The sequence below is a fragment of the Curtobacterium sp. MCLR17_044 genome (assembly GCF_003234435.1).
In the GTDB taxonomy this organism is placed as follows: domain Bacteria; phylum Actinomycetota; class Actinomycetes; order Actinomycetales; family Microbacteriaceae; genus Curtobacterium; species Curtobacterium flaccumfaciens.
The window spans coordinates 1-22,753 of sequence record NZ_QKTC01000029.1 but is presented as its reverse complement, the minus strand read 5'-3'; the positions used below and the strand labels follow the sequence as shown (position 1 = coordinate 22,753).

General features: G+C 72.8%; 21 protein-coding genes. 11 read left to right on the top strand and 10 right to left on the bottom strand.

Annotation, left to right across the window (positions count from 1 at the left end):
- Positions 1–107: 107 nt before the first annotated feature.
- Positions 108–1,373, top strand: a complete 1,266-nt coding sequence (locus tag DEJ04_RS16760) for an MFS transporter (RefSeq protein WP_111047815.1) — start codon at positions 108–110, stop codon at positions 1,371–1,373.
- A 168-nt stretch (positions 1,374–1,541) separates the two neighbouring features.
- Here DEJ04_RS16760 and DEJ04_RS16755 read toward each other — a convergent pair whose 3' ends face one another.
- From DEJ04_RS16755 to DEJ04_RS16730, 6 genes are all read right to left on the bottom strand, one after another.
- Positions 1,542–2,213, bottom strand: a complete 672-nt coding sequence (locus DEJ04_RS16755) for a response regulator transcription factor (RefSeq protein ID WP_017888182.1) — start codon at positions 2,211–2,213, stop codon at positions 1,542–1,544.
- Between the two features lie 87 nt (positions 2,214–2,300).
- Positions 2,301–3,623, bottom strand: a complete 1,323-nt coding sequence (locus DEJ04_RS16750) for a hypothetical protein (RefSeq protein ID WP_111038591.1) — start codon at positions 3,621–3,623, stop codon at positions 2,301–2,303.
- A complete protein-coding gene (locus DEJ04_RS16745; RefSeq protein WP_111047814.1) occupies positions 3,620–4,777 on the bottom strand; it encodes an ATP-binding protein in 1,158 nt (385 codons plus the stop codon). The genes DEJ04_RS16750 and DEJ04_RS16745 overlap by 4 nt, the downstream gene beginning before the upstream one ends.
- 132 nt (positions 4,778–4,909) lie before the next feature.
- Entirely contained in the window at positions 4,910–6,112 is a 1,203-nt protein-coding gene (locus DEJ04_RS16740; RefSeq protein WP_111047813.1) for a homoserine O-acetyltransferase, read from the bottom strand.
- Positions 6,113–6,387: 275 nt separating this feature from the next.
- On the bottom strand, positions 6,388–7,719 hold the full coding sequence (locus tag DEJ04_RS16735) for a bifunctional o-acetylhomoserine/o-acetylserine sulfhydrylase (RefSeq protein ID WP_071404574.1): 1,332 nt from the start codon (positions 7,717–7,719) through the stop codon (positions 6,388–6,390).
- Positions 7,720–8,124: 405 nt separating this feature from the next.
- Positions 8,125–9,216: an acyltransferase family protein gene (locus DEJ04_RS16730; RefSeq protein ID WP_111047812.1), complete on the bottom strand. Its 1,092-nt coding sequence runs from the start codon at positions 9,214–9,216 to the stop codon at positions 8,125–8,127.
- 122 nt (positions 9,217–9,338) lie between these two features.
- Between DEJ04_RS16730 and DEJ04_RS16725 the strand changes: the two genes are divergently transcribed.
- The 5 genes from DEJ04_RS16725 to DEJ04_RS16705 all read left to right on the top strand — a co-directional run bounded on the left by DEJ04_RS16725 (position 9,339) and on the right by DEJ04_RS16705 (position 12,742).
- Positions 9,339–10,112: an SDR family oxidoreductase gene (locus DEJ04_RS16725; RefSeq protein ID WP_111038593.1), complete on the top strand. Its 774-nt coding sequence runs from the start codon at positions 9,339–9,341 to the stop codon at positions 10,110–10,112.
- Positions 10,113–10,194: 82 nt separating this feature from the next.
- Entirely contained in the window at positions 10,195–10,722 is a 528-nt protein-coding gene (locus tag DEJ04_RS16720) for a phosphoribosyltransferase (protein WP_181436808.1), read from the top strand.
- Positions 10,719–11,438: a Type 1 glutamine amidotransferase-like domain-containing protein gene (locus DEJ04_RS16715; RefSeq protein ID WP_111047811.1), complete on the top strand. Its 720-nt coding sequence runs from the start codon at positions 10,719–10,721 to the stop codon at positions 11,436–11,438. The genes DEJ04_RS16720 and DEJ04_RS16715 overlap by 4 nt, the downstream gene beginning before the upstream one ends.
- A 5-nt stretch (positions 11,439–11,443) precedes the next feature.
- Positions 11,444–12,127 carry a uracil-DNA glycosylase gene (locus tag DEJ04_RS16710; RefSeq protein ID WP_111047810.1) on the top strand — a complete coding sequence of 228 codons (684 nt, stop codon included), beginning with the start codon at positions 11,444–11,446 and terminating at the stop codon, positions 12,125–12,127.
- A gap of 9 nt (positions 12,128–12,136) precedes the next feature.
- Positions 12,137–12,742: a GNAT family N-acetyltransferase gene (locus tag DEJ04_RS16705; RefSeq protein WP_027465815.1), complete on the top strand. Its 606-nt coding sequence runs from the start codon at positions 12,137–12,139 to the stop codon at positions 12,740–12,742.
- Positions 12,743–12,848: 106 nt separating this feature from the next.
- Here DEJ04_RS16705 and DEJ04_RS16700 read toward each other — a convergent pair whose 3' ends face one another.
- Entirely contained in the window at positions 12,849–13,547 is a 699-nt protein-coding gene (locus DEJ04_RS16700; RefSeq protein ID WP_181437867.1) for a FadR/GntR family transcriptional regulator, read from the bottom strand.
- 207 nt (positions 13,548–13,754) lie between these two features.
- On the opposite strand from DEJ04_RS16700, the gene DEJ04_RS16695 reads away from it, so the two are divergent.
- The 3 genes from DEJ04_RS16695 to DEJ04_RS16685 are packed head-to-tail and all read left to right on the top strand — an operon-like array spanning position 13,755 to position 17,209.
- The gene (locus DEJ04_RS16695) at positions 13,755–15,311 is read left to right on the top strand and encodes a GntP family permease (protein ID WP_071404580.1); all 1,557 of its coding nucleotides are present in this window, start codon (positions 13,755–13,757) and stop codon (positions 15,309–15,311) included.
- On the top strand, positions 15,308–15,871 hold the full coding sequence (locus tag DEJ04_RS16690) for a gluconokinase (protein WP_027465812.1): 564 nt from the start codon (positions 15,308–15,310) through the stop codon (positions 15,869–15,871). Before DEJ04_RS16695 ends, DEJ04_RS16690 begins: the two co-directional genes overlap by 4 nt.
- Positions 15,872–15,898: 27 nt before the next feature.
- Positions 15,899–17,209: a cytochrome P450 gene (locus DEJ04_RS16685; RefSeq protein WP_111047808.1), complete on the top strand. Its 1,311-nt coding sequence runs from the start codon at positions 15,899–15,901 to the stop codon at positions 17,207–17,209.
- A gap of 39 nt (positions 17,210–17,248) precedes the next feature.
- Here the strand turns inward: DEJ04_RS16685 and DEJ04_RS16680 are convergent, their stop codons facing one another.
- Both DEJ04_RS16680 and DEJ04_RS16675 read right to left on the bottom strand, forming a co-directional pair.
- Positions 17,249–18,166 (bottom strand): L,D-transpeptidase, encoded by a 918-nt coding sequence (locus tag DEJ04_RS16680; RefSeq protein WP_111047807.1) that lies wholly within the window; start codon positions 18,164–18,166, stop codon positions 17,249–17,251.
- 24 nt (positions 18,167–18,190) lie between these two features.
- Positions 18,191–19,864, bottom strand: a complete 1,674-nt coding sequence (locus tag DEJ04_RS16675; RefSeq protein WP_111047806.1) for an ABC-F family ATP-binding cassette domain-containing protein — start codon at positions 19,862–19,864, stop codon at positions 18,191–18,193.
- A 52-nt stretch (positions 19,865–19,916) separates the two neighbouring features.
- Here DEJ04_RS16675 and DEJ04_RS16670 point away from each other — a divergent pair, with 52 nt between their 5' ends.
- Positions 19,917–20,333 (top strand): HIT family protein, encoded by a 417-nt coding sequence (locus DEJ04_RS16670; protein WP_111047805.1) that lies wholly within the window; start codon positions 19,917–19,919, stop codon positions 20,331–20,333.
- Positions 20,334–20,369: 36 nt separating this feature from the next.
- Here DEJ04_RS16670 and DEJ04_RS16665 read toward each other — a convergent pair whose 3' ends face one another.
- Positions 20,370–20,669: a hypothetical protein gene (locus DEJ04_RS16665; RefSeq protein WP_111047804.1), complete on the bottom strand. Its 300-nt coding sequence runs from the start codon at positions 20,667–20,669 to the stop codon at positions 20,370–20,372.
- A 40-nt stretch (positions 20,670–20,709) separates the two neighbouring features.
- On the opposite strand from DEJ04_RS16665, the gene DEJ04_RS16660 reads away from it, so the two are divergent.
- Positions 20,710–22,155, top strand: coding sequence for an amidase (locus tag DEJ04_RS16660; RefSeq protein ID WP_111047803.1), 1,446 nt, complete (start codon positions 20,710–20,712; stop codon positions 22,153–22,155).
- Positions 22,156–22,753 lie beyond the last annotated feature (598 nt).

Here is a 22,753-nt window from a genome sequence, read left to right as displayed (position 1 = left end):
TTGGTCCGTTGGAGCGGTCTACACTCGACGGACCAGGACATCACGGCCGCCCCGTCCGGTGGGGTGCTGCACCGTCGTCCCGCTCCGCCCGCACGAGAACAGGCCCCATGTCACCGCTCACGCCTGCGCGTCGCACCCTCGCGCTCATCTCGCTCGCCCTCGGCGGGTTCGCCATCGGCTCGACCGAGTTCGTCGCGATGGGGCTGCTGCCGAACATCGCGCAGGCCCTGCTCCCCGAGCAGTACGGCATGGACCCCGACGCCGGGATCGCCCACGCCGGTTGGCTCGTCAGCGCCTACGCCCTCGGGGTCGTCGTCGGTGCGCCGACCATCGCGGCGATGTCCGCCCGGTTCCCACGCAAGGGCCTGATCCTCGTGCTGCTCGTCGGGTTCGTCGTCGCGACGATCGCGAGCGCGCTGCTGCCCTCGTTCGGTCTGGTGCTCGTCGCCCGCTTCGTCGCGGGCCTGCCGCACGGCGCCTACTTCGGCATCGCGTCGATCGTCGCCGGCGACATGATGGGCCCGGGCAAGCGCGGCAAGGGCATCGCCATGGTGCTGCTCGGCCTGTCGGTCGCGAACGTCGTCGGCGTCCCGGCGATCACGTGGGTCGGACAGGTGGCCGGGTGGCGGGTGGCGTACGGCGTCGTCGCCGCGCTGTTCGCCCTGACGTTCCTGGCCGTCGCGGCCTTCGTGCCGAAGAGCGCCCGCGACGAGCACGCCACGATCGGCCGTGAGCTCCGGGCGTTCCGCGTGCCGCAGGTGTGGATCGTGATGGGCCTCGGCGCCGTCGGGTTCGGCGGGTTCTTCGCGGTGTACTCGTACATCTCCCCGCTCGTGCAGAACGTCACCGGGATGCCCGAGTCGTTCGTGCCGATCGTGCTCGTCGTCGTGGGCATCGGCATGGTCGTCGGCGGGGTGCTCGGCGGACACCTGGCCGACCACAGCGTGAAGCGCACGATCTACGTCGGCATGTTCGCGCTCATCGGCGCACTGCTCATCACCGTCCTGACGGCGCAGTGGCTCTGGGGCATGCTGCTCGGCGCGTTCCTGCTCGGGGCGACCTCGTCGGCGATCCCGCCGGCGGTGCAGTCGCGCCTGATGGACGTCGCCGGGGATGCCCGCACGATCGCGGCGGCGCTGAACCACTCGGCGTTCAACATCGGCAACTCGATCGGTGCTGCCCTGGGCGGCGCGGTCATCGCCGCCGGCTTCGGGTTCCTCGCACCGGGCTGGCTCGGCATCGGCCTCGCGCTGCTCGGCGTCCTGGTGACGATGGTCAGCTATGCGGTCGAGCGGCGGAGCACGCGTCGCGCCGCGGTCCGCTCCTCGTCACCGTCCACCGGTCCGATCACCGCACCGGTCCCGACGGCCTGACACGCGGGGTGCGCGCACGCACCCACCGGACGGGAGGCCCGTGGCGACGCCGCCACGGGCCTCCCGTCCGTCACGTGGCGCGGAAGACCGCCCCGAGTGAGCAGAAGACGTCGGGTTCCGTGACGGGACCCGACGTCTTCTGCTCACTCGATGCGCGACGCACGCGCGCTACAGGCCCAGGGGGCTGCCGTCCTGCACGATGATGCCGTCGGTGATCGCACGCTTCCGCAGCGCGACCTTCGTGCCCACGTCGAAGCCGGCGACGCGGTACTTCTCGCGGATGCGCTTGAGGTAGCTCTTCGCGGTCTCCTCGGAGATGCCGAGCTGGTAGGCGACGCTCTTGACGGGCTCGCCACCGCCGTACAGGGCCATCACGCGACGCTCCTGGGCGCTGAGCTTCGGGACACCGCCGACGTCGCCGCTGTTGATGGCGAGGTCGAGCTCGGCCGAGACGTACTGCTCGCCGCGCTGGGCGGAGCGGATCGCCTCGACGATCATGTCGGCGTCCTCGCTCTTGACGAGGTACCCGAGGGCACCGGCGCCGAGGGCCTCGCGCACGACGTTCGGCTCCGAGTACGTGCTCATCACGACGGTCTTGACGCCCGCGGTCTTGAGCGTCGAGATCTTCAGCGACACCGGGATGGAGTCCTTGAGGTCCAGGTCCAGCAGCACCACGTCGACCGGGAACGCCGGGCTCGTCAGGAGCTCGGGCCAGGTCGTGACGGCGGCCACCAGGGTGATGTCGTCGGCCGCGTTCCGGATCCACTCCGTGAGCGCGCCGAGGAGCATCCTGTGGTCGTCGACCAGTGCGAGTCGGATCGGTTCCTCTGGAGTCGCCATGCTGGCGTCCTTTCTCGGTGCGGATTGCTCGGCCGATCCTAGGAGGATGCGGGCCGGAAGTCGGTCAGGCGTGCGGGTGTCCGGCGGCTACATCGACGGATGTCGGTTCACGACGCAGTGCGCGACGATGTGCAGCGCGCCGTCGCGGACGGTCTCGGTGTACGGGCCGATGCGCTGCAGGGCACTCCACGCCGTCGGGCCGAGGCTGCGACGGGGCACCCCGCGGGACTCGATGACGACGGGGACGTCCATCGTGTCGTCGCTGACCGGGTGACCGTCGGAGCCGATCGGACCGAGGGTGACGGAGACGACGGGCATGCCGGGCTGCGCGGTGCGGCCGTCGCCGACCATCTGCCAGATCGCCTGCAGCAGCCCGTCGCGCTGGGTGGGGGAGAGGTGCCCCGCCAGGGCGGTCGGGTCGGCGACGCTCACCGAGCGACCGAGGTGGTCGGACTCGGTGATCGCGTGGTAGAGCCAGGTCTCGCGGCGGCCCTCGATCAGGTGCAGGCGGAGCTCGGTGGCGAGCGATGCGGCGACGGAACTCGAGGCGTCGGACAGCGGCAGCGGGTCGGTGCCGTTGGCGACGGCGTCGAGCAGCTTCTCGGCGGCCAGGTCGAGCCGGGCGAGCTCGTCCGAGGCGAGCATGCCGACGGCGAACTGCGGCGCCTGCACGTTGCTCTGCACGAGCACCCGGTCGAGTTCGCGCTGCACGAGCTGGCGGAACCGCTGCACGACGTACAGCGCGAGCGCCGGCGGCACGACGACGAGCGACAGCAGGGACACGATGCCGGGCATGGTGTCGTGCGTGATCGGCGTCGACGCGACGGCCATCACGATGAACGCGATGCCGAGCGCACCGATGGCGACGGCGACCTCGCGGGCGGGTCGGAGCGTGGCGATCGGCAGCAGGGCGAACCCGGCGGCCATCGACGCGGTCGCGGTGTGGGCGATGTCGTGCTCGGGCCAGATGCCGATGAAGTCGAGGGTGACCACGCAGGCCAGCACGACGCAGATCAACGCGAAGGCCGGACCCGTCAGCCGTTCGCCGTAGGTCAGGACGCTGAGTCCGACCCCGACGGCGGCGACGACGTAGAGCCCCCAGGCGACCGCGGGCAACCACGGGTCGGAGTACTCGTTCCAGCGCACCAGGAAGAACGCGATGCCGGCGACGGCCTCGATCGCCGTGAGGACCGCGGCGCCGAGGCCGAGGTAGCCGGCACCGAGCGAGGCACCGGGCTTGGCGGCCTGCCGCAGGGACCGGGCACCGGTCGACGTCGACGGGAGCCCTCTGGCCTGCCGGCGCTCGCTCGTCCGGTACCGCTCGCGCGCCTCGCGGCGGGTCCGGGGTGCAGGCGGAGCGGTCTCGCCGGGCAGGCTGCGGCCGATGGTGTCCTCGGGGACCCGGGTCATCGCGGTGCCTCCAGGACGACGGTGGTGCCGGAGCCCGGCGCGGAGAAGAGCTTCGCGTCGCCGCCGACCTCGCGCAGGCGGTTCACGACGCTCTCCTTGAAGCCGAGTCGCTCGGCACTGACGGTGGTGAGGTCGAAGCCGACGCCGGAGTCGGTGACCATCGCACGGACGACCTCGTTGTCGTGGACGATCGTGACGTGCGCCTCGCCGACGCCGGCGTGTCGACGGACGTTCTCGAGGCACTCGCCGAGCGCGAGGAGGAACGCGTCGAGCACGTTCGACGGCAGCAGGACCTGCCCGGTGCCGTGCCAGCTGACCTCGAGCCCCATCCGACCGAAGCGCTGCTTGACGGACTCCAGGGTCTGCCCGAGGGGCGATTCCTCTTCGCGGGTGAGCGAGTAGTCACCGGACTGCGAGGGCTGCGGGGTCGCACCGAGGCGCAGGTGGCGCAGTAGTCGGGCGTCCTCGGCAGCCTGCTCGCGCATCGCCTGCTCGGAGACGCCGACGCCGGAGTGCGCCAGCAGCGTCAGGGTCGCGAGCACGGTGTCGTGCAGCAGGCGGGCACCCTGGCGGCGCTGTGCCTCGGTCTCGCTGGCCTGCCGTTCGGCGCGGTGGGCGGTGCCGATGCTGTAGATGCGGCGGGCGACGCGGGGGATGCTGCGCGAGATCCAGATCGCCACGACGGCCATCAGGATCCACCCGAGCAGTGCGCCGCTGACCGGGGTCGACAGGAGCGAGCCCGAGCCCCAGACCATGAGCACCACCACGGCGCCGCCCCCGGCGATCGTGATGCCGAGACCGACCGGGTGCCCGCGCTGGGCCATCAGCGGTGCCGAGAGCCCGCCGGCGGCCAGGGGCATGACGGCGCTGGCCACGAGGGGCCGCGCCGAGTCGTCGACGCCGGTGAAGAGCAGCACCATCGTGGCGAGCCCGGCGACGACGATGGCGGCGGTCCACCACACTTCGCCGCCGCGAGCGAAGCACACGAGGGCGGTGATCATCGCGGCGATGCAGAGGAGTGCGCCGATGAGGGGCGGCGTGGGCACGGCGGCGGCGGAGAGGATGCCCACGACGCTGACGAGCGCGCAGACGATGCCCACGACACGGGTCGCCGACCGCAGCAAGCGGTCGCGTTCCTGTGCGATGAAGTCCATCGATGTCCTGGTTGGTGACGATCTGGCGGTGCGGGAAACCGAGCGTCGGTCAGTGCCGAGCTCCACGCCATCATTCCACGCGCGCCACCCGTTGGGGGGCCTTCGGCGCGCCGAAGTGGCAGGCGGGCCCGCTCAGGACTCGAGCAACCGTCGCAGGTGCGCCCCGACCTGCTCGTGCTCGATGAGGAACCCGTCGTGTCCGAACTCGCTGTCGATCACCGCTGCGGAGTCCCCGTCGAGCGCGTCCGGCACGCCCGCGGCGATCCGGTGCTGGTCCTCGACGGGGAACAGCCGGTCGCTCGAGATCCCCACGACCAGGGTCCGCGCGGTCACCAGCCTGAGTGCCGCCGACACCCCGCCGCGCCCGGCGCCGACGTCGTGCGAGTCCATCGCGTACGTCAGCGTCACGTAGCTCGAGGCGTCGAACCGCCGGGTGAACTTGTTGCCGTGGAAGTCGAGGTAGCTCTCCACCGAGAACCGGCCGTCATCGCCGAGCGGGGAGACGTCGCTCTGCCAGGACCGCGCAAAGCGGCTGTTCAGCTCGTCCGACGCCCGGTAGGTCATCAGCGCCATCCGCCGGGCCAGCGAGAGTCCGCGGTGCGGGCCCTCGCCGGCCTCGGCCTCGTAGTAGTCGCCGCCCGCGAACGCCGGGTCCATCTGGATCGCCGCCCGCTGCAGCGAGTTCGCCGCGATCTGGTCGGCGGTGGTCTGCGCCGTCGACGCGAGGACCGCCAGCCGCTGCACGCGCGCAGGGTGCGAGACCGCGAACTCGAGGGCGTGCATGCCGCCCATCGACCCGCCGACGACCGCCGCGAAGGTCTCGATGCCGAGCCGGTCGGCGAGCTGCGCCTGCACCTCGACCTGGTCGCGCACCGTCACGAACGGGAACCGTGCGCCCCACTCCGCGCCCGACGGCGACACCGACGACGGCCCGGTGGTGCCCTGGCAGCCGCCGAGCATGTTCGGCGCGATCACGAACCACCGGTCGGTGTCGATCGCCCGGCCGGGGCCGACGACGTCGCCCCACCAGCCGGCGGTGCGGTGGCCCGGGCCGGCTGCGCCCGTCACGTGCGAGTCCCCGGTCAGTGCGTGCAGGACGAGCACCGCGTTGTCACGGGCGGCGTTGAGCGTGCCCCACGTCTCGTACGCCACGCGCACGGACGGCAGGCGGCCGCCGCGCACCCACTGCTCGCCGAGGGACTCGAAGTGGCGTGCACCCGGGTGGTCACCGGGACGCCATGCACCGGTCACGGGCGGCTTGCCGAGGGTGCCGAGTTCGGTGCCGGGCACCAGGGTGGACGGCACGGAGTCCTCGGGGGTCGTCTGCCAGTCCATCGTGCGTCCAGTCTGCCGGGAGGCGCGGGTCGCCGCCGCCGTGTTACGTCACGCCCGGCGCGTGGCCGGCCTTCGGGCCGTGCTCGCCGTTCCGTGCGCGCGCATGTTCCGACATCGTGCGCGTTGTTCGACTCGTGGATCGTCGCACCATGCGCACGTACCGGATGCGTGTGCAACGAGCGACGTCCCACGCGTCGATCGACACGTGGGACGTCGCAACATGCACGCGCATCGGCAGCCAGCCAGCCAGGCAGGCAGGCGCGGCCGCGCGGGCCCTACGCGCGCTGGCTCTCCTGCGCGATCGCCCGGGCCGCGGCGAGGCCGGCCTCGAGGTCGGCCTTCAGGTCGGCGATGTTCTCGATGCCGACCGACAGGCGCACCAGGCCGGGCGTGACCCCGGTGGTCAGCTGCTGCTCGGGGGTGAGCTGCGAGTGCGTGGTCGACGCCGGGTGGATGACGAGCGAGCGGACGTCGCCGATGTTCGCCAGGTGCGAGAACAGCTGCAGGTTGTCGACGAACGCCTTGCCCGCGGTGACCCCGCCCTTGAGCTCGAACGACAGCACGGCGCCGACGCCCTTCGGCGCGTACCGGTTCGCGGCCGCGTACCAGGGCGACGTCGGCAGCCCGGCGTAGGCGACCGTGGCGACGTCGGGGTGCTGGTCGAGCCACTCCGCGATCTCCTGCGCGTTCGACACGTGCCGCTCGATGCGGAGCGACAGGGTCTCGATGCCCTGCAGCAGCGCGAACGCCGTGTCCGCCGAGTTCGACGCACCGAGGTCACGCAGCAGCTGCACCCGGGCCTTCACGATGTAGGCGAGCTCGTTGCCGACCGCCTCGGCGAAGACCGCACCGTGGTACGACGGGTCGGGCGTGTTGAACTCCGGGAACCGGTCGGCGTGCTGCGACCAGGCGAACTTCCCGCCGTCGACGATGATCCCGCCGATGACCGTGCCGTGGCCACCGAGGAACTTCGTGGCCGAGTGCACCACGATGTCGGCACCGTGCTCGAACGGACGGATCAGGTACGGCGTCGCGATCGTGTTGTCGACGATCAGCGGGACACCGGACTCGTGGGCGACGTCGCTGACGCCCGTGATGTCGAGGACGTTGATCTTCGGGTTGCCGATGGTCTCGGCGAAGAACAGCTTCGTGTTCGGGCGGACGGCGCGGCGCCACTCCTCGAGGTCGTCCTGGTCCTCGACGAACGTCGTCTCGATGCCGAGCTTCGCCAGCGTGTACTTGAACAGGTTGTACGTGCCGCCGTAGATCGACGACGACGACACGATGTGGTCACCCGCCCCCGCGATGTTCAGCACCGCGTAGGTCTCGGCAGCCTGGCCGGACGCGACGAGCAGGGCCCCGGAACCGCCCTCGAGCGCGGCGATCCGCTGCTCGACGACGTCGTTCGTCGGGTTCATGATCCGGGAGTAGATGTTGCCCGGCTTGGCGAGCGCGAACAGGTCGCGCGCTTCGTCCGAGTTCGCGAAGACGTACGAGGTCGTCTTGTAGATCGGCGTCGCCCGAGCCCCGGTGGTCGGGTCCGGCTGTGCGCCGGCGTGGACCTGGGTGGTCTCGAACTGCCACTGCGCGGCGTCGTGCTCGGTCATCTTGGTGCTCCTGTCCGGTGCGGCTGGTCGTCGGGTCGCCCTGCGCTCGGCCTGGAGGCGCGGCGCGGCTGTGCGTCGGGTGTCACGGTACGCAGGTGGCCGGGCCCGCACCACCGCACCCGCCTCGGGACGTAACGCGCGCGCCGGTCCCGCCCCGCGCCTCCAGTCCGTCCGGCCGTCCGTCCGCACCGTGCTGTCATCGTCGGACGGTGCGAGGTCGGTGGTTCGGTGCGGCGCTGCCGCGCCGCACGGGACGGGCAAGCTCGCACCGGCCGACGGAACGCGCACGGTGCGGGGTTCCGTCGGACGGTGCGAGGTCGGTGGTTCCGTGCGGCGCTGCCGCGCCGCACGGAACGGGCAAGCTCGCACCGGCCGGAGTAGCGCGCACGGTGCGAGGTGGCACCGCTACGCCGCGTCGCGGCGGAACAGCCAGTCGACCTTCGGCTCGAGCAGCCACCGCATCCCGCGCCGCACGAAGGGCTGCGCCAGGAAGAGGCTCACGGCACACGCGATGACGACCATGAGGAGCACGAACGGCCAGGCCGAGTGCTCGCCGGCCAGGACGCCGGACTCCCGGATCGGGTAGAGCACGAACGTGTGGAGCAGGTAGACGTACATCGTCGCCGCGCCGAACTGGGTGATCCAGATGTTCCGACGGGGGATGAGCACCAGGAACGACGCCGTCAGCAGGGTCGCGAGCAGCATCAGGCCGAAGCGCACCGCACCCGCCCACCAGGCGTCCTCGCCGAGCCCCGAGTAGGAGTCGTCGTAGAAGAACCAGTGGTGCAGGTCGAACTCCTTGAACTGCGGGATCCAGACCGCGCACGACACCGCCCATGCCGCGAACACCACGACGGCGGCGATCCGCACCCGGACGACGGTGCGACGGGACGCCTCGTACCAGCGGTCGAAGACGCCCCACTGCTTGACCTGCCACCCGAGCAGGAAGAACGGCAGCAGGCTGATCGCGCGGGACAGCGAGAGCGTCGAGTCGACGTTGTCGAAGTAGCCGACGCCGATGCTGAACACGACCGCCCAGAACAGCGGCCACCGCAGCTGCGCCAGGTACGGCAGGATCAGCTTGAAGATGCCCAGGGCCAGCAGGAACCACAGGGTCCACGTCGGCTTCGTCGGGTTGAAGTCCTTGCCGCCCTCGACGATGCCCTGCACCACGGTCCAGATCGTCTGCATGATGATGTACGGCACGACGATGTCCGTGATCGTCCGCCGCATGCGCTTCGCCGTCGGGGTGTCCGCCGACGAGAAGTAGCCGCTGATCACACCGAACGCCGGCATGTGGAACGCGTAAATGAACGTGTAGAGCGCCAGGGCGTGCTCGCTCGCCGGCGTCTGCCGCTGGATCGCGTGGCCGATGACCACGAGCGTGACCGCGACGAACCGCGCGGTGTCCCACATCGGGATCCGGCGCGGGGCTCGACCGGGCTCGAGCTGCGTCGCCGGGGCCGAGGGGGCGGGAGGGGCGGCATCCGTCGTCATCGCCGGTCACGTTACCGGATCGTGACCTGGACGGCCCGGTGCGGTGCCGGAAGCGTCCCGCTCGGTACGGTGGGCGGACCGGGCAACCACACGCCCGGTCACCGACGCAGGAGGCAGATCACATGGCAGCACGGCGCGCAGTCGTCACCGGAGCGAGCTCGGGCATCGGGGCGGCCACCGTCCGGCTGTTCCGGTCGCGGGGCTGGGACGTGCTCGCCGTGGCCCGCCGCGCCGCGAAGCTCGAGGCGCTCGCCGCGGAGACCGGGGCCGACACCCTGGTCGCCGACATCACGGACGCCGACGACGTGGCGGCGCTGGCCGCACGGGTCGCGGACCTCGGCGGTGCCGACGTGCTCGTGAACAACGCCGGTGGGGCGTTCGGCTCGGCGAGCGTCGAGGAGTCCGACGTCGACGACTGGCGCGCCATGTTCGAGGTCAACGTGATCGGCACGAAGCGCGTCGTCTCCGCGCTGCTGCCGCACCTGCGCGACCGCGCTCGGGAGTCCGGGAGCGCCGACATCGTCACGGTGACCAGCACCGCCGGGTTCGTCGCGTACGAGAACGGTGGCGGCTACAACGCCGCGAAGTTCGCCGAGCACGCCCTGGTCGGCGCGCTCCGGCTCGAACTGAACGGCGAGCCGATCCGGGTCGTCGAGATCGCGCCGGGCATGGTGAAGACCGACGAGTTCGCGCTCACCCGGTTCCGTGGGGACGAGCAGAAGGCCGCCGCGGTGTACGACGACGTGCCGGAGCCGCTCGTGGCCGACGACGTCGCCGAGGCGATCGTGCACGCCGTGGAGCTGCCGGCACACGTGAACCTCGACCTCGTGACGATCCGGCCGGTGGCGCAGTCGGCGCAGCACAAGCTGGCGCGCGGCCCGCTGACGCCCCGCTGAGCCGACCCGCGCCGGACCCGCGCAGCGCCCGGGCGGCGGGCGCGGGTCGCGGGCGCGGGCTCCCTGCCGGTACCGTGGTCGGATGCCGATCAGCAGCGAACCCGAGCCCGCGGCTCCGTCCACCGTGACCGTGACGAGCGGGCCCGAGGTACTCGGCTGGCTCGAGTTCGGTGACGCCGCACGCCTGCTCGCCAAGGACGTCCTGTCCAGCGGCTTCGAGCCCGAGGTCGTCGTCGCCGTCGCCCGCGGCGGACTGATCATCGCCGGCGCCGTGGCGTACGCCCTCGGCACCAAGGAGTGCGGCTCGATCAACGTCGAGTTCTACACCGACGTCGAGCAGCGGCTGGAGGAGCCGGTCGTGCTCGCCCCCGCCCTCGACGCCCCGAGCCTGTCCGGCAAGCGGGTCCTCGTCGTCGACGACGTGTCGGACTCCGGCCGCACCCTGCGCCTGGTGGTCGACATCATCCGGAACGCGGGTGCCGACGTCCGGAGCGCCTGCCTGTACTCGAAGCCCGGCACGGTCCTCGAGCCCGACCACGTGTGGCGTCGGGTCGACGGCTGGATCACGTTCCCGTGGAGCGCCCTCGCCCCCGTGACGGCCGAGTCGTGAGCATCCACCTGGTCGGGGGCGGTCTCTTCGCCGCCTCGGACGCCGCAGCGCCGTTCCTCGCCGAGGCGACCGCCCGTTCGGCAGCGGTCGGCCGGAGCGTCCCGCGCATCGCCCTGCTCTCCGTGGCGGGCCCGGACGGCGGCAGCCCGTCGTCGACCGCCGACATCGCCGAGGTCCTCGGCGGCCCGCGCACGGCCGAGGTGCTCGTCACCGAGGTCGCGGCCGGTCAGGTCTTCGACACCACCGTCCTGAGCGATGTCGACGCCCTGGTGGTCGGCGGCGGCGTCACCCCCGACTACCTGGCGGCGATCGCCCCGCTCGTCGACCAGCTCCGGCTGCTCGTCGCCGACGGGCTGCCCTACCTCGGCTACTCGGCCGGTGCGATGATCGCCGCCGACCGTGCCCTGGTGGGCGGCTGGCGCATCGGCGGCGTCGAGATCTGCCCCGAGGCGGCGTCCGAGGGGCTGGACGAGGTCGAGCTCCGCGAGGGCCTCGGCCTGGTCGACCTGACCATCGACGTGCACGCGGTGCAGGCCGGCACGCTCGCGCGGCTCATCGCCAGCGCCGAGGCCGAGTTCGTCACCGCCGGACTCGCGATCGACGAGGACACCACGCTCGTCGTCGGCGAGGGCGCGCTCGAGGTCCGCGGGACCGGCAGCGTCTGGCGTGTGATGGCCGGCGAGGAGTCGGTGGCCGTCGCCACCATGGGCGTGTAGCCGACGTGGAACCACGGCCGCTCGCCGACCTGGTCGACCCCGGCTGGGCCGATGCCCTCGCGCCGGTCGAGCCCGACGTGCACCGGATCGGCGCGTGGCTCCGGGACGAGACCGTGGCCGGTCGCCACTACCTGCCAGCGGGCGGCGACGTGCTCCGCGCGTTCACGACCCCGTTCGACGCCGTCAAGGTGCTGGTCGTCGGGCAGGACCCGTACCCGACGCCGGGCCACCCGATCGGGCTGTCCTTCGCCGTCGACCCGGCCGTCCGTCCGGTGCCGCGGAGCCTGGCGAACATCTACCGCGAGCTCGCCGACGACCTCGGGGTGACGCCCCCGCCGCACGGCGACCTGCGCGCGTGGTCCGACCAGGGCGTCCTGCTGCTCAACCGGGTGCTCACCGTGCAGGCGGGCGAGGCCGGCAGTCACCGCGGCAAGGGTTGGGAAGCGGTGACCGACCAGGCCGTCCGCGCCCTGGTCGCACGTGGCACCCCGCTCGTCGCCGTGCTCTGGGGCGCCCAGGCCGGGTCGGTGCGACCGCTCCTCGGCGACACCCCGGTCGTCGCGTCGGCCCACCCGAGCCCGCTCAGCGCGTCGCGCGGGTTCTTCGGCAGCCGCCCGTTCTCGCAGGTGAACGCGCTGCTCGAGTCGCAGGGCGCACCGCCCGTCGACTGGACGCTGCCCGCTCAGTAGGCTCGGCACGTGCTCGAGGAGGAATACCAGCGACGGCGGGTCCTGCCGCGGCACCTGCGTGCCCCGGCGGCGACCGAGACGGCCTTCGAGTACCGCATCCGTGCGGCCGAGGTGGGGGACCTGCCCCACGTGCGCGAGATCCACACGCACTACGTCCGCAACTCGTCGGTGACCTTCGACCCGGCGGCGTTCACGTACGCCGCGTGGAAGAAGCGCTACGACGACATCCGGAAGCGCCGCCTGCCGTTCCTGGTGGCGGAGAACCCCGCCGGGCAGATCCTCGGGTACGCCCTGGTCGACGCGTGGAACCCGCGGGACCGCTCGAACCACGTCGTCGAGGACTCGATCTACCTCGGCGCCGCGTCCGGTGGCAAGGGGCTCGGCCGCGCGCTGATGGAGGCGCTGCTCGACGAGTGCCGGTCGGCCGGCGTGCGCGAGGTCGTCGCGGTCATCGCGGACCGGCAGGCCGAGGCGTCGATCCGGTTGCACGAGCGGCTCGGCTTCGAGGAAGTGGGCCGGATGGGCAAGGTCGGCTACAAGTACGACCGCTGGCTCGGCACCGTCACGATGCGGCTCCGCCTGCGCGGCCCGCGGCTGTTCGCGCGACGACGCTGACGGAGCCGACGCGGTCGACGCGCGTCACGCTCGAGACGCGGCCGCGGGGCGGACGGGAGGCCCGTGGCGGCCTCGGCACGCGCCTCCAGGCCGTCGCCCGGTCGCGTCAGCCTGCCGGCGCCTCGGTGATGAACTCGTCGCGCGTCACGCGGAGCAGCGCGGTGGCCGCCGCCGCCGCGGCGTCCGCGTGACCGTCGACCGCTGCGCGCCCGACCGCCTGGTGCCGGAGTGCCGCCTCGCGCGTCCAGCGCGTGATGGGGTCGCGCGACTCCGACGTGCGGGTGCGGAGCAGCGCCTCGACCGTGCCGGCGAAGTGCGCGAACACGGCGTTCCCCGACCCGGTGAGCAGGGCACGGTGGAAGCGGACGTCGGCCTCCAGGTAGGCGCGGCTGTCCTCGCGTCCGCAGGCGTCGAGCATGTCCTCGGCGGCGGCGAGCACGGCGTCCGCGCCCGCGGAGCCGGCGCTCAGGGACGCCGCGACCGGTTCGACGCCGAGCCGGAGCTCGACGAGCTCGCGCTGCTGCACGAAGTACGCCGGTGAGGTACCGCGCCACCGGATCACGGTGGGGGCGAGCAGCTCCCACGCGGTGATGTCGCGGACGAGCGTGCCGACCCGCTGCCGGGGCTCGACCAGGCCGAGGGACTGCAGGACCCGCAGGGCCTCGCGGACGACCGAGCGGGACACCCCGAACTCGTCGGCGACCAGCTCGGGTCGCACGACGGAACCCGTGGGCAGGTCGCCGTCGACGATCCGCTGGCCCAGGGTGTCGAGCACGTGGGCGTGCAGTCCGCGTGCGGTGGGCATCGTTTCCTCCGTGCAGTACGGGTCACGCGGTCGTCGTGACACCGGTCCCATCGAAGCGGCAGACTCCGGGGACGGGCGGTTGGCGCGCGGGACGACGTCGTATAGTCTGATTAATCAGATTATTGAGGGTCGGCGTTCGTCGCGCCAATCCACCCTCGACACGAAGGCGACGGAGCCGCGCAGCAGCGACTCCAGGAAGGGGCGCTGATGCCTCACGCTCTCCCGGACCACCTGCTCGCCGCAGGTGGCACCACCGAGACGGTCGACCCGTCCGGTTCGATCCCGCAGCTGATCATCGCGGCGCTCGTCGGCATCGTGGTGATCATCGCGCTCATCACCTGGCTCAAGGTGCACCCGTTCATCGCGCTCACGATCGGCGCACTCGGCGTCGGCATCGGCGCGGGGCTCGCTCCCGACAAGGCGGTCACGAGCTTCGGTGACGGCTTCGGCGCGACCATGACGAGCGTCGGCATCCTCGTCGGGCTCGGGGCGATGTTCGGCAAGATGCTCGTCGACTCGGGCGCAGCGGACCGCGTCGTGGACACCCTGGTGCGGAAGTCGTCGAAGGCGGCGCTGCCGTGGACGATGGCCCTGATCGGTGCGCTCATCGGACTGCCGATGTTCTTCGAGGTCGGGCTCGTCCTGCTCATCCCGATCATCGTGCTGGTCGCCAAGCGGAGCGAGGTGCCGATCATGAAGATCGCCGTCCCCGCCCTGGTCGGCCTGTCGACGATGCACGCGTTCGTCCCGCCGCACCCCGGCCCGCTCGTCGCGATCTCCACCGTCGGCGCGAACCTCGGCACCACGCTCGCCTTCGGCATCGTGCTGGCGATCCCGGTGATCATCCTGGCCGGGCCGCTCTTCGCCCGCTTCGCGGCCCGCTGGGTCGACATCCCCGTCCCCGACATGTTCGGGTCGCGCGGGGCGGTCGCCACCGCCGGGCCGGGTTCGGGGTCGGGTTCCGGGTCCGCCGCCTTCGCCGACGACCCGGCACACCCCGGACGGGAGGCCCGGCGCGGCCCCGCCACGCAGGACACCGCGTCCCTGCCCAACGGCAAGAGCGACTTCACGCGCGTCATCAGCGAGCCGCGCAGCCCGTCGTTCACCGTCGCCCTGATCGGCATCCTGCTGCCGGTCGTGCTCATGCTCGCCCAGGCGATCCGAGAGGCCACCGCCCCCGACGCCGCCGGCTCGTGGGTGAGCCTGCTCGACTTCCTCGGTTCGCCGATGATCGCCATCGGCATCGCGGCCGTCTACGCGATGGTCTTCTTCGCGATCGGCGGTGGCATGGACCGCTCGGCGGTGTCGAAGTCGCTCGAGAGCGCGCTGCCCCCGATCGCCGGGGTGCTGCTCATCGTCGGCGCCGGCGGTGGCTTCAAGCAGGTGCTCATCGACACGGGGATCGGCGGCGTGATCGCCGACGCCGTCAAGGACTCTGGCGTCTCGGTGCTGCTCGTCGCCTGGGTCGTCTCGGCCCTGGTGCGCGTGGCGACCGGGTCGGCCACGGTCGCCACGGTGACCGCCGCCGGCATCATGGCGCCGATCGCCGCCGATCTGTCGACGCCGATGACCTCCCTGCTCGTGCTCGCGATCGGTGCCGGCTCGGTGTTCCTGTCGCACGTGAACGACGCCGGGTTCTGGCTGGTGAAGGGGTACCTCGGCACCACGGTGGGGCAGACGTTCAAGACGTGGACGGTGCTCGAGTGCCTCATCTCGGTGTTCGGTCTCCTCGGGGTCCTGCTGGCCGGGGTGTTCATCCGATGAGCGGCGCAGGAGGAGTTGCTGCTGCCGGTGCGTCCGACGCCGGGCTGGACGCCCGCGTCCTGGTCGTGATGGGGGTCTCCGGGTCCGGCAAGTCGACCGTCGCCGCCATGGTGGCGGAGCAGGTCGGGTGGGAGTTCGCCGAGGGCGACGCGATGCACCCGCCGGCGAACGTCGACAAGATGCACGCCGGCACCCCGCTCACCGACGAGGACCGCTGGCCGTGGCTCGACGTCGTCGCCGGCTGGATCCGCGGACACCTGGACGCCGGGACGAACGGCGTCGTGACCTGCTCGGCCCTGAAGCGCTCGTACCGCGACGTGCTGCGGGCCCCCGGGGTGGTGTTCGTGCACGTGGCCGGTGACGGTGCGCTCATCGAGGAGCGGATGTCGCAGCGTTCCGGGCACTTCATGCCGACGTCGCTGCTGCAGTCGCAGCTCGCCACGCTCGAGCCGCCGCAGTCCGACGAGGCCCACCTGACGATCGCTGCCGACCGCACCCCGGAAGAGGAGAGCGCCGAGGTCGTGGCGCGGCTCGGACTGGTCCGGATCCCGAGAGCCTGATCGGGCGGCGCTCGGCAGCATGGCCGCATGGCGATCGACGACTCCCTCTCGCTCCTGACCCGCGGCTACGGGTTCGGTGCCCACCTGTGGCGCCGGACCCGCCCGGGGGCGCGGGCGGTGGGCTTCCGACTGCTCGGACGTCCGGCGCTGCTCGTGCGTGGTGCCGAGGGCGTCGGGCTGTTCTACGACGGCGACCGCACGGCACGCCACGGCGCGATGCCGGCGATCGTCCAGCGGACGCTGTTCGGCGTCGGTTCGGTGCACAGTCTCGACGGGGCGGAGCACCACCACCGCAAGGCCACCTTCGTCGACGTCGCGTACGAGGACGAGCAAGTCCGGCGCCTCGCACCCCTGCTGACCCGGGAGTGGGCGACCGTACGCGACGCCTGGCTCGCCGGCGGTACCCGGTCGGCGTACGACGCGGCCGTCGTCGCGATCGGCCGCGCCGTCATGCGGTGGGCCGGGCTGCCCGGGACTCCGGCGGCGAAGACCCGCTGGGCGGGGCGGCTCGCCCAGGTCGTCGACGGCTTCGGGGTGCCGTACTCACCGGAGTACCTGCAGGCCGTCCTGAACCGGCACTGGTCGGACCGGCACGCCCGGCGGCTGGTCGAGGCCGTGCGCGGTGGCCGGTTGAACCCCGAGCCACACACCGCCCTGCACGAGTGGGCGTGGCACCGGGACCCCTCCGGGGCGCTGCTGCCGGCGCGGCTGGCCGGCATCGAACTGCAGAACAGCATCCGGCCGGCCATCGCGGTGGCCCGGTTCGTGGCGTTCGCGGCGAAGGAACTGCACGACCGGCCGGAGTGGCGGGAACGGATCGCCGCCGAGAGCGCGGCGGCCGACGCCGCTGACGGGCCGCGTGTCGACGGGCCGCGCGTCGATGGGCCGCGCGTCGACGGCCCGCTCGCCGTCGCCTTCGCGCAGGAGATCCGCCGGACCGCGCCGTTCGTGCCGATGCTGCCCGCCTGGGCAACCACGGACGTCGAGCTGGACGGCGAACACCTGCCCGCCGGCGGGCGCGTGGTGCTCGACATCACCGGGACCGACACCGACGAGCGCTCGTGGGAGCGTGCCGGCGAGTTCGACCCGTCGCGGTTCCTCGGCGTGGACGATTTCGAGTCCATCACGACGTTCGTCCCGCACGGCGGTGCCGACGTCGCCACGGGGCACCGGTGCCCCGGCGAGAAGGTCGCGATCGCCGCACTCGCGGCCGCGGTCTCGGTGCTGAGCGACCCGCGGCTGACGATCCTCGACGACGGGCTCCAGGTCGACCGCCGCCGACTGCCGACGAAGCCGGCCTCGGGTGGCGAGGTCCGGGGCCGCTGCCCGTTCCACTGACCCGGTCGGTTCCCGCCCCGGTGTCCGCCGGCCCGTCGCTCAGCTGAACCGGATCGGGGTGCCGACGGGCAGCGCCGCGAGCGTCTTCGTCATCTCCGCCGAGATCCGGACGCATCCGTGCGAGCTGCCGGTCGGGTCCGGGTAGTAGTGCAACGCGGTCAGTGCCGCGTTGCCGCCGTACGACGGAATCCGGGACGAGTGCGCCCCGGTCAGGATGATCGGGTTGCCCTGCGTGTACGCGACGCGGGTGTCGACGTACGCCGCCTCGACGTAGGTGGCGGTGTCGGCCGGTGTGGGGTCCTCCGGGGTGCCGAGCCGCGCGGCCTCGGTGGCGGTGACCTTCCCCTTCCGGGTGACGACGGACACGGTGCTCGCCGCGACGTCGACCGTGATCATCCGGTCGGTGCGCGTCACGGTGAAGTCGGCGGCCCGGGCCCAGGCGAACGTCGCGCTCGGGGCGTCCGGGTCGCCGCCGTCACCGGGGGTGCGGTTGCGGGACGGGGTCGACACCAGGAGCATCCCGCCGTCCTTGCCGGGGGAGCGACCCCACACCGCGGTCGCCGCGGGTCGGTTGATCGTCGACACCAGGTGGGACAGGGTCGCCACCGGCCGGGCGCGGCTCGACGGGCTCGCGTACAGGGCGACGAGCTGCGTGCGCGGGGTCGCGATCTGCCACGTGTCCTCGGGCTCCACGTCCCCGCCGTCGAGCAACTGCGGCACGACGGCGTCGTGGAACGCCAACGGCAGCGCGGCCAGGGTCGCGTCGGACGGTGCAGCGGGGACGGCCGCGAGCGTCGGCCTCGGTTTCGGCGTGGCGCTCGGGGTCGGTGTCGTCGTGGCCCGGGCCGCGCGGGTCGGCTCCGGTGCTGGCGACCCGACGGTCACTCCCACCACGACGGCAGCGACGGCGAGCACCACCACCCCGGCGGTCGTCGCGATCCAGGTGTTGCGTCGCATGGTGCTTCCCCCTCGGTGGATCCGTCAGCGTTCGGTGACGGTGCCGCCCTCGACCCGCCACTGCCGGTCGAGTCGGACGGTCTCCAGCATGCGCCGGTCGTGTGTGACGAGCAGCAGGGTCCCGTCGTAGGACTCCAGCGCCTGCTCGAGCTGCTCGATCGCGGTGAGGTCCAGGTGGTTGGTCGGTTCGTCGAGGACGAGCACGTTCACCCCGCGGGCCTGCAGCAGCGCGAGTCCGGCCCGGGTGCGCTCGCCGGGGGAGAGCGCCGAGGCAGGTCGGCCGACGTGGTCCGCCTTCAGCCCGAACTTCGCGAGCAGCGTCCGGACGTCGGCGGTGGTGTACTCGGGGACGATCGCCTCGAACGCCGCTGCCAGGGGCTGGTCACCGGTGAACGCCGCACGCGCCTGGTCGACCTCGCCGACCGCGACGCTGGACCCGAGCGAGGCCGTGCCCGTCGTCGGCGCCTGCTTGCCGAGCAGCGCCCGCAGCAGGGTGGACTTGCCGGCGCCGTTCGGGCCGGTGATGCCGATCCGGTCACCGCCGTCGACCTGCAGCGAGACCGGGCCGAGGGTGAAGTCACCCTGGGTGAACGTGGCATCCGACAGCGTCGCGACGACGGCCGACGACCGGGGTGCGTTGCCGATCGTGAACTCGAGCTGCCACTCCTTGCGCGGCTCCTCGACCTCGTCGAGCCGGGCGATGCGGGACTCCATCTGCCGGACCTTCTGCGCCTGCTTCTCGCTCGACTCCGAGGCGGCGCGACGGCGGATCTTGTCGTTGTCCGGGCTCTTCTTCATGGCGTTCCGGACACCCTGGCTCGACCACTCGCGCTGCGTCCGTGCCCGCGAGACCAGGTCGGCCTTCGTCGACGCGAACTCGTCGTACGCGTCACGCTTGTGCTGCCGGGCGATCTCGCGCTCCTCGAGGAACGAGTCGTACCCGCCGCCGAACAGCCGGTTCGACGACTGCGCCAGGTCGAGTTCGAGCACGGAGGTCACCGAGCGCGCCAGGAACTCACGGTCGTGGCTGACGAGCACCACCCCGCCGCGCAGCCCGCGCACGAACGCCTCGAGCCGGTCGAGGCCGTCCAGGTCGAGGTCGTTGGTCGGCTCGTCGAGCAGGACGATGTCGAACCGCGACAGCAGCAGCGCGGCGAGCCCGACGCGGGCGACCTGCCCACCGGACAGCGCGGTCATCAGGGAGTCCGGGCCGACGCCGTCCGCACCGGAGTCGCCGGTGCCGGGTTCGAGGCCGAGGTCGGCGAGCACCGCCGGGATCCGGTCCTCCAGGTCGGCAGCCCCCGCGGCGAGCCAGCGGTCGAGCGCCGCCGAGTACCGGTCGGCCGCTGCGTCGCCGGCGTCGGGGTCGCCGAGCGCCGCCGCCGCTGCGTCCATCGTCACGGTCGCCTCGGTGCAGCCGGTCCGCCGCCCGAGGTACGCCGCGACGGTCTCACCAGCGATGCGCTCGTGCTCCTGGGGGAGCCACCCCACGAACGCGTCCGTCGGTGCCAGGGACACCGTGCCGGCCAGCGGCTCGTCGACCCCGGCCAGCAGCCGGAGCAGCGTGGACTTGCCGGCACCGTTCACACCGACGACCCCGATCACGTCGCCCGGCGCCACCGTCAGGTCGAGGGAGTCGAACAGCGTGCGAGCGGCGTACCCGCCGGACAGGCCCTTGGCGACGAGCGTGGCGGTCATGCGCCCATCGTCCCACGCGGAGCGGGCACCCCACGTGCAGCAGACTGGGCCGATGGACTCCTGCGTCTTCTGTGCCGTGATCGCCGGTGACGAACCCGCGACGTGGGTCGAACGCGAGGAGCACGCCGTCGCCTTCGCACCCCTGCCCGACTCGGCGCTCGCTCCGGGCCACACCCTGGTCGTGCCGGTCGAGCACACCGCCGACCTGCTCAGTGCCGGGCCCACGGCACTCGCCGCCACCACGGCCCTGGCGCAGCGCGTCGCCCGTGCGATGAAGGGGGCCCTCGGCGCGACCGGGACCGTCGTGCTGCAGGCATCGGGTGCAGACGCCGGCCAGAGCGTGCCGCACCTGCACCTCCACGTCGTGCCGTGCTGGCCGGACGACGCCACGACGCACTGGCCGGAGCGACGATCCGCGCACGCGGTCGACGGGGACCCGCACGCGCTCCTCGCCGAGATGTTCGAGTAGCCGCCCGAGCAGACCCTGCCCGCCCCGGCGCGACCCTCAGCCCCGGGGCGTCAACCGACCCGCACCCACCGGCAGCAGCCCTCTCCGGTACTCGAGCGCCGTCGCGCCGCCGACTGACACCGATGCCGCCCCGAACCGCCACGCGCGGTTGAACAGGTACACGCCGATCACCGTGTCGCCGTCGTCCGGCACCGCCCACGTGCCGGTGCCCCACTGGGCCGGGTGCCCCACACCGTCGACGGTGACGGTCGGCCGGGCGAACCAGGCGAACAGGGGCCGGACGAGCCGGAGTTCGATCCGGCGCTTCGTCGTGCCGGAGGGGAGAGTGGTGTCCACCGTCGAAGGATACGGGCCACCGCCGCCTAGGCTCGGAGCCGTGTTCGAACTCCACCACCTCTCCGCACAGGAACTCTGGGACTGGATCCGCCGGGGCGAGGCGACCGCCCTCGAGGTCACCGAGCACTACCTGTCCCGCGTGGAACGCCTGGACGCCGGACTCGGCGCCTTCGTGACGGTCACCGCGGACGCGGCCCGGGCCCGAGCCGATCGCCTCGGCCACCTGGTGCCGACGTCGAGACCGTTGTGGGGCCTCCCGTCCGCCGACAAGGACCTGTACGACCGCGCCGGCGTCCCCACGCGGAACGGCACCGCGAGTCTGCCGGAGCGTCCCGCGTCGGCCGACCACCCGCTCGTCGCCGCGCTCGACGCGGCCGGCACCGTCAGCCTCGGCAAGACCGCCTCACCGGAGTTCGGCATGTCCTCGTCGTCCGAGACCCGGCTCGGCGTGACGCGGAACCCCTACGACACCACGCGCGCGCCGGGCGGGTCGTCGAGCGGTGCAGCCGTCGCCGTCGCCGCCGGACTCGTGCCCGCCGCGGTCGGGTCGGACGGCGGCGGATCGGTGCGGATCCCCGCCGCGGCGACCGGACTCGTCGGCCTGAAGCCGAGCCGCGGCCGCGTGCCGTCGATGCCCGGCCGCTCCGGCGTCGGTGGCCTGTCCGTCGCCGGGCCGCTCACCCGGTCCGTCGCCGATGCGGGCATGCTGCTCGACGCGCTGGTCGTGCCGACCGGGCTGCCGGAGCCGTCGCCCTACGCGCTCGTCACCCCCGACGTCGGCGAGGGGCCGTTCACCGCGGCCGCCGTCCGTGGCGAGGGCCGGTTCGTCGTCGGGGTGCTCGAGGGCTCGCCGTGGGACGACACCGTCGACGTGGTCGTCGACCCCGCGGCCCGGGCTGCCGTGGAGACCGCCGTGCGGGTGCTCGGCGAGGTCGGGCACGGCGTCGAGGACGTCCGGATGCCCCGCGTGCCGTATGCCGACGCGTTCCGGGTGGCGTGGGAGAGTTCCGCCGCCCGCCTGCCGCAGGTGCCCGGCATCGACCTGTCGTCGCTGACCCCGCTCGTGGCGTGGCTCGTGGCGCGCGGGCAGGCGCTGTCCGGCACGCAGGTCCTCGACGCGATGACGACGCTCGACGCCTTCTCGACGACGCTCATCGGCGCGTTCGACCGGTTCGATGCGGTGCTCACGCCGACCCTCGCGATGACGCCGCGGCCCCTCGGCTGGTACGGCGACGACCCCGACGAGGACTTCCGCCGCCAGTGCGCGTACTCGCCGTGGACGTCGATGGCGAACGTGTCCGGGCTCCCCGCGATCACCCTGCCGGTCGGCGTGACCGACGACGACCACCCCGACGGTGGCGGCCTGCCGATGGGCGTGCAGCTGATCGGACGCCCCGGCGGCGAGCGCGTCCTGCTCGCGATCGGCGCGCAGCTCGAGCGCCGGTTGCGCTGGCAGCGGCGGCACCCGGCTGCCTGGACCGCCTGACGGGAGGCGCGGGGCCGGGTCGCGGGGTGCGGGCGCGCGGGCGCGCGGCGCACCATGCGGCGTTGTCAGGCTGGTGCGGCGTTGCTTGCTTGATGCGGCCTTGTAGGCCGGCTCCGTGCGGGCAAGCCCGCACGGAGTGGCGGAGCGCGCACGGTGCGGTGGACTCGTGTGCGTCTGGTCTGGAGGCGCGGGTCGGGCTGGTGCCGTGCCTCCTGTCCGGCGCACGGTGCGGTTTCGTGCGTGTGGTGCGGCGTTGCTTGTTCGGTGTGGCCTTGTAGGCCGGCTCTGTGCGGGCAAGCTCGCACCGAGTGGCGGAGCGGGCACGGTGCGGTGGACTCGTGTGCGTCTGGCCTGGAGGCGCGGGGCGGGCTGGTGTCGTGCCTCCTGTCTGGCGCACGGTGCGGTTTCGTGCGTGTGGTGCGGCGTTGCTTGTCCGGTGCGGCCTTGTAGGCCGGCTCTGTGCGGGCAAGCTCGCACCGAGTGGCGGAGCGCGCACGGTGCGGTGGACTCGTGTGCGTCTGGCCTGGAGGCGCGGGGCGGGCTGGTGTCGTGCCTCCTGTCTGGCGCACGGTGCGGTTTCGTGCGTGTGGTGCGGCGT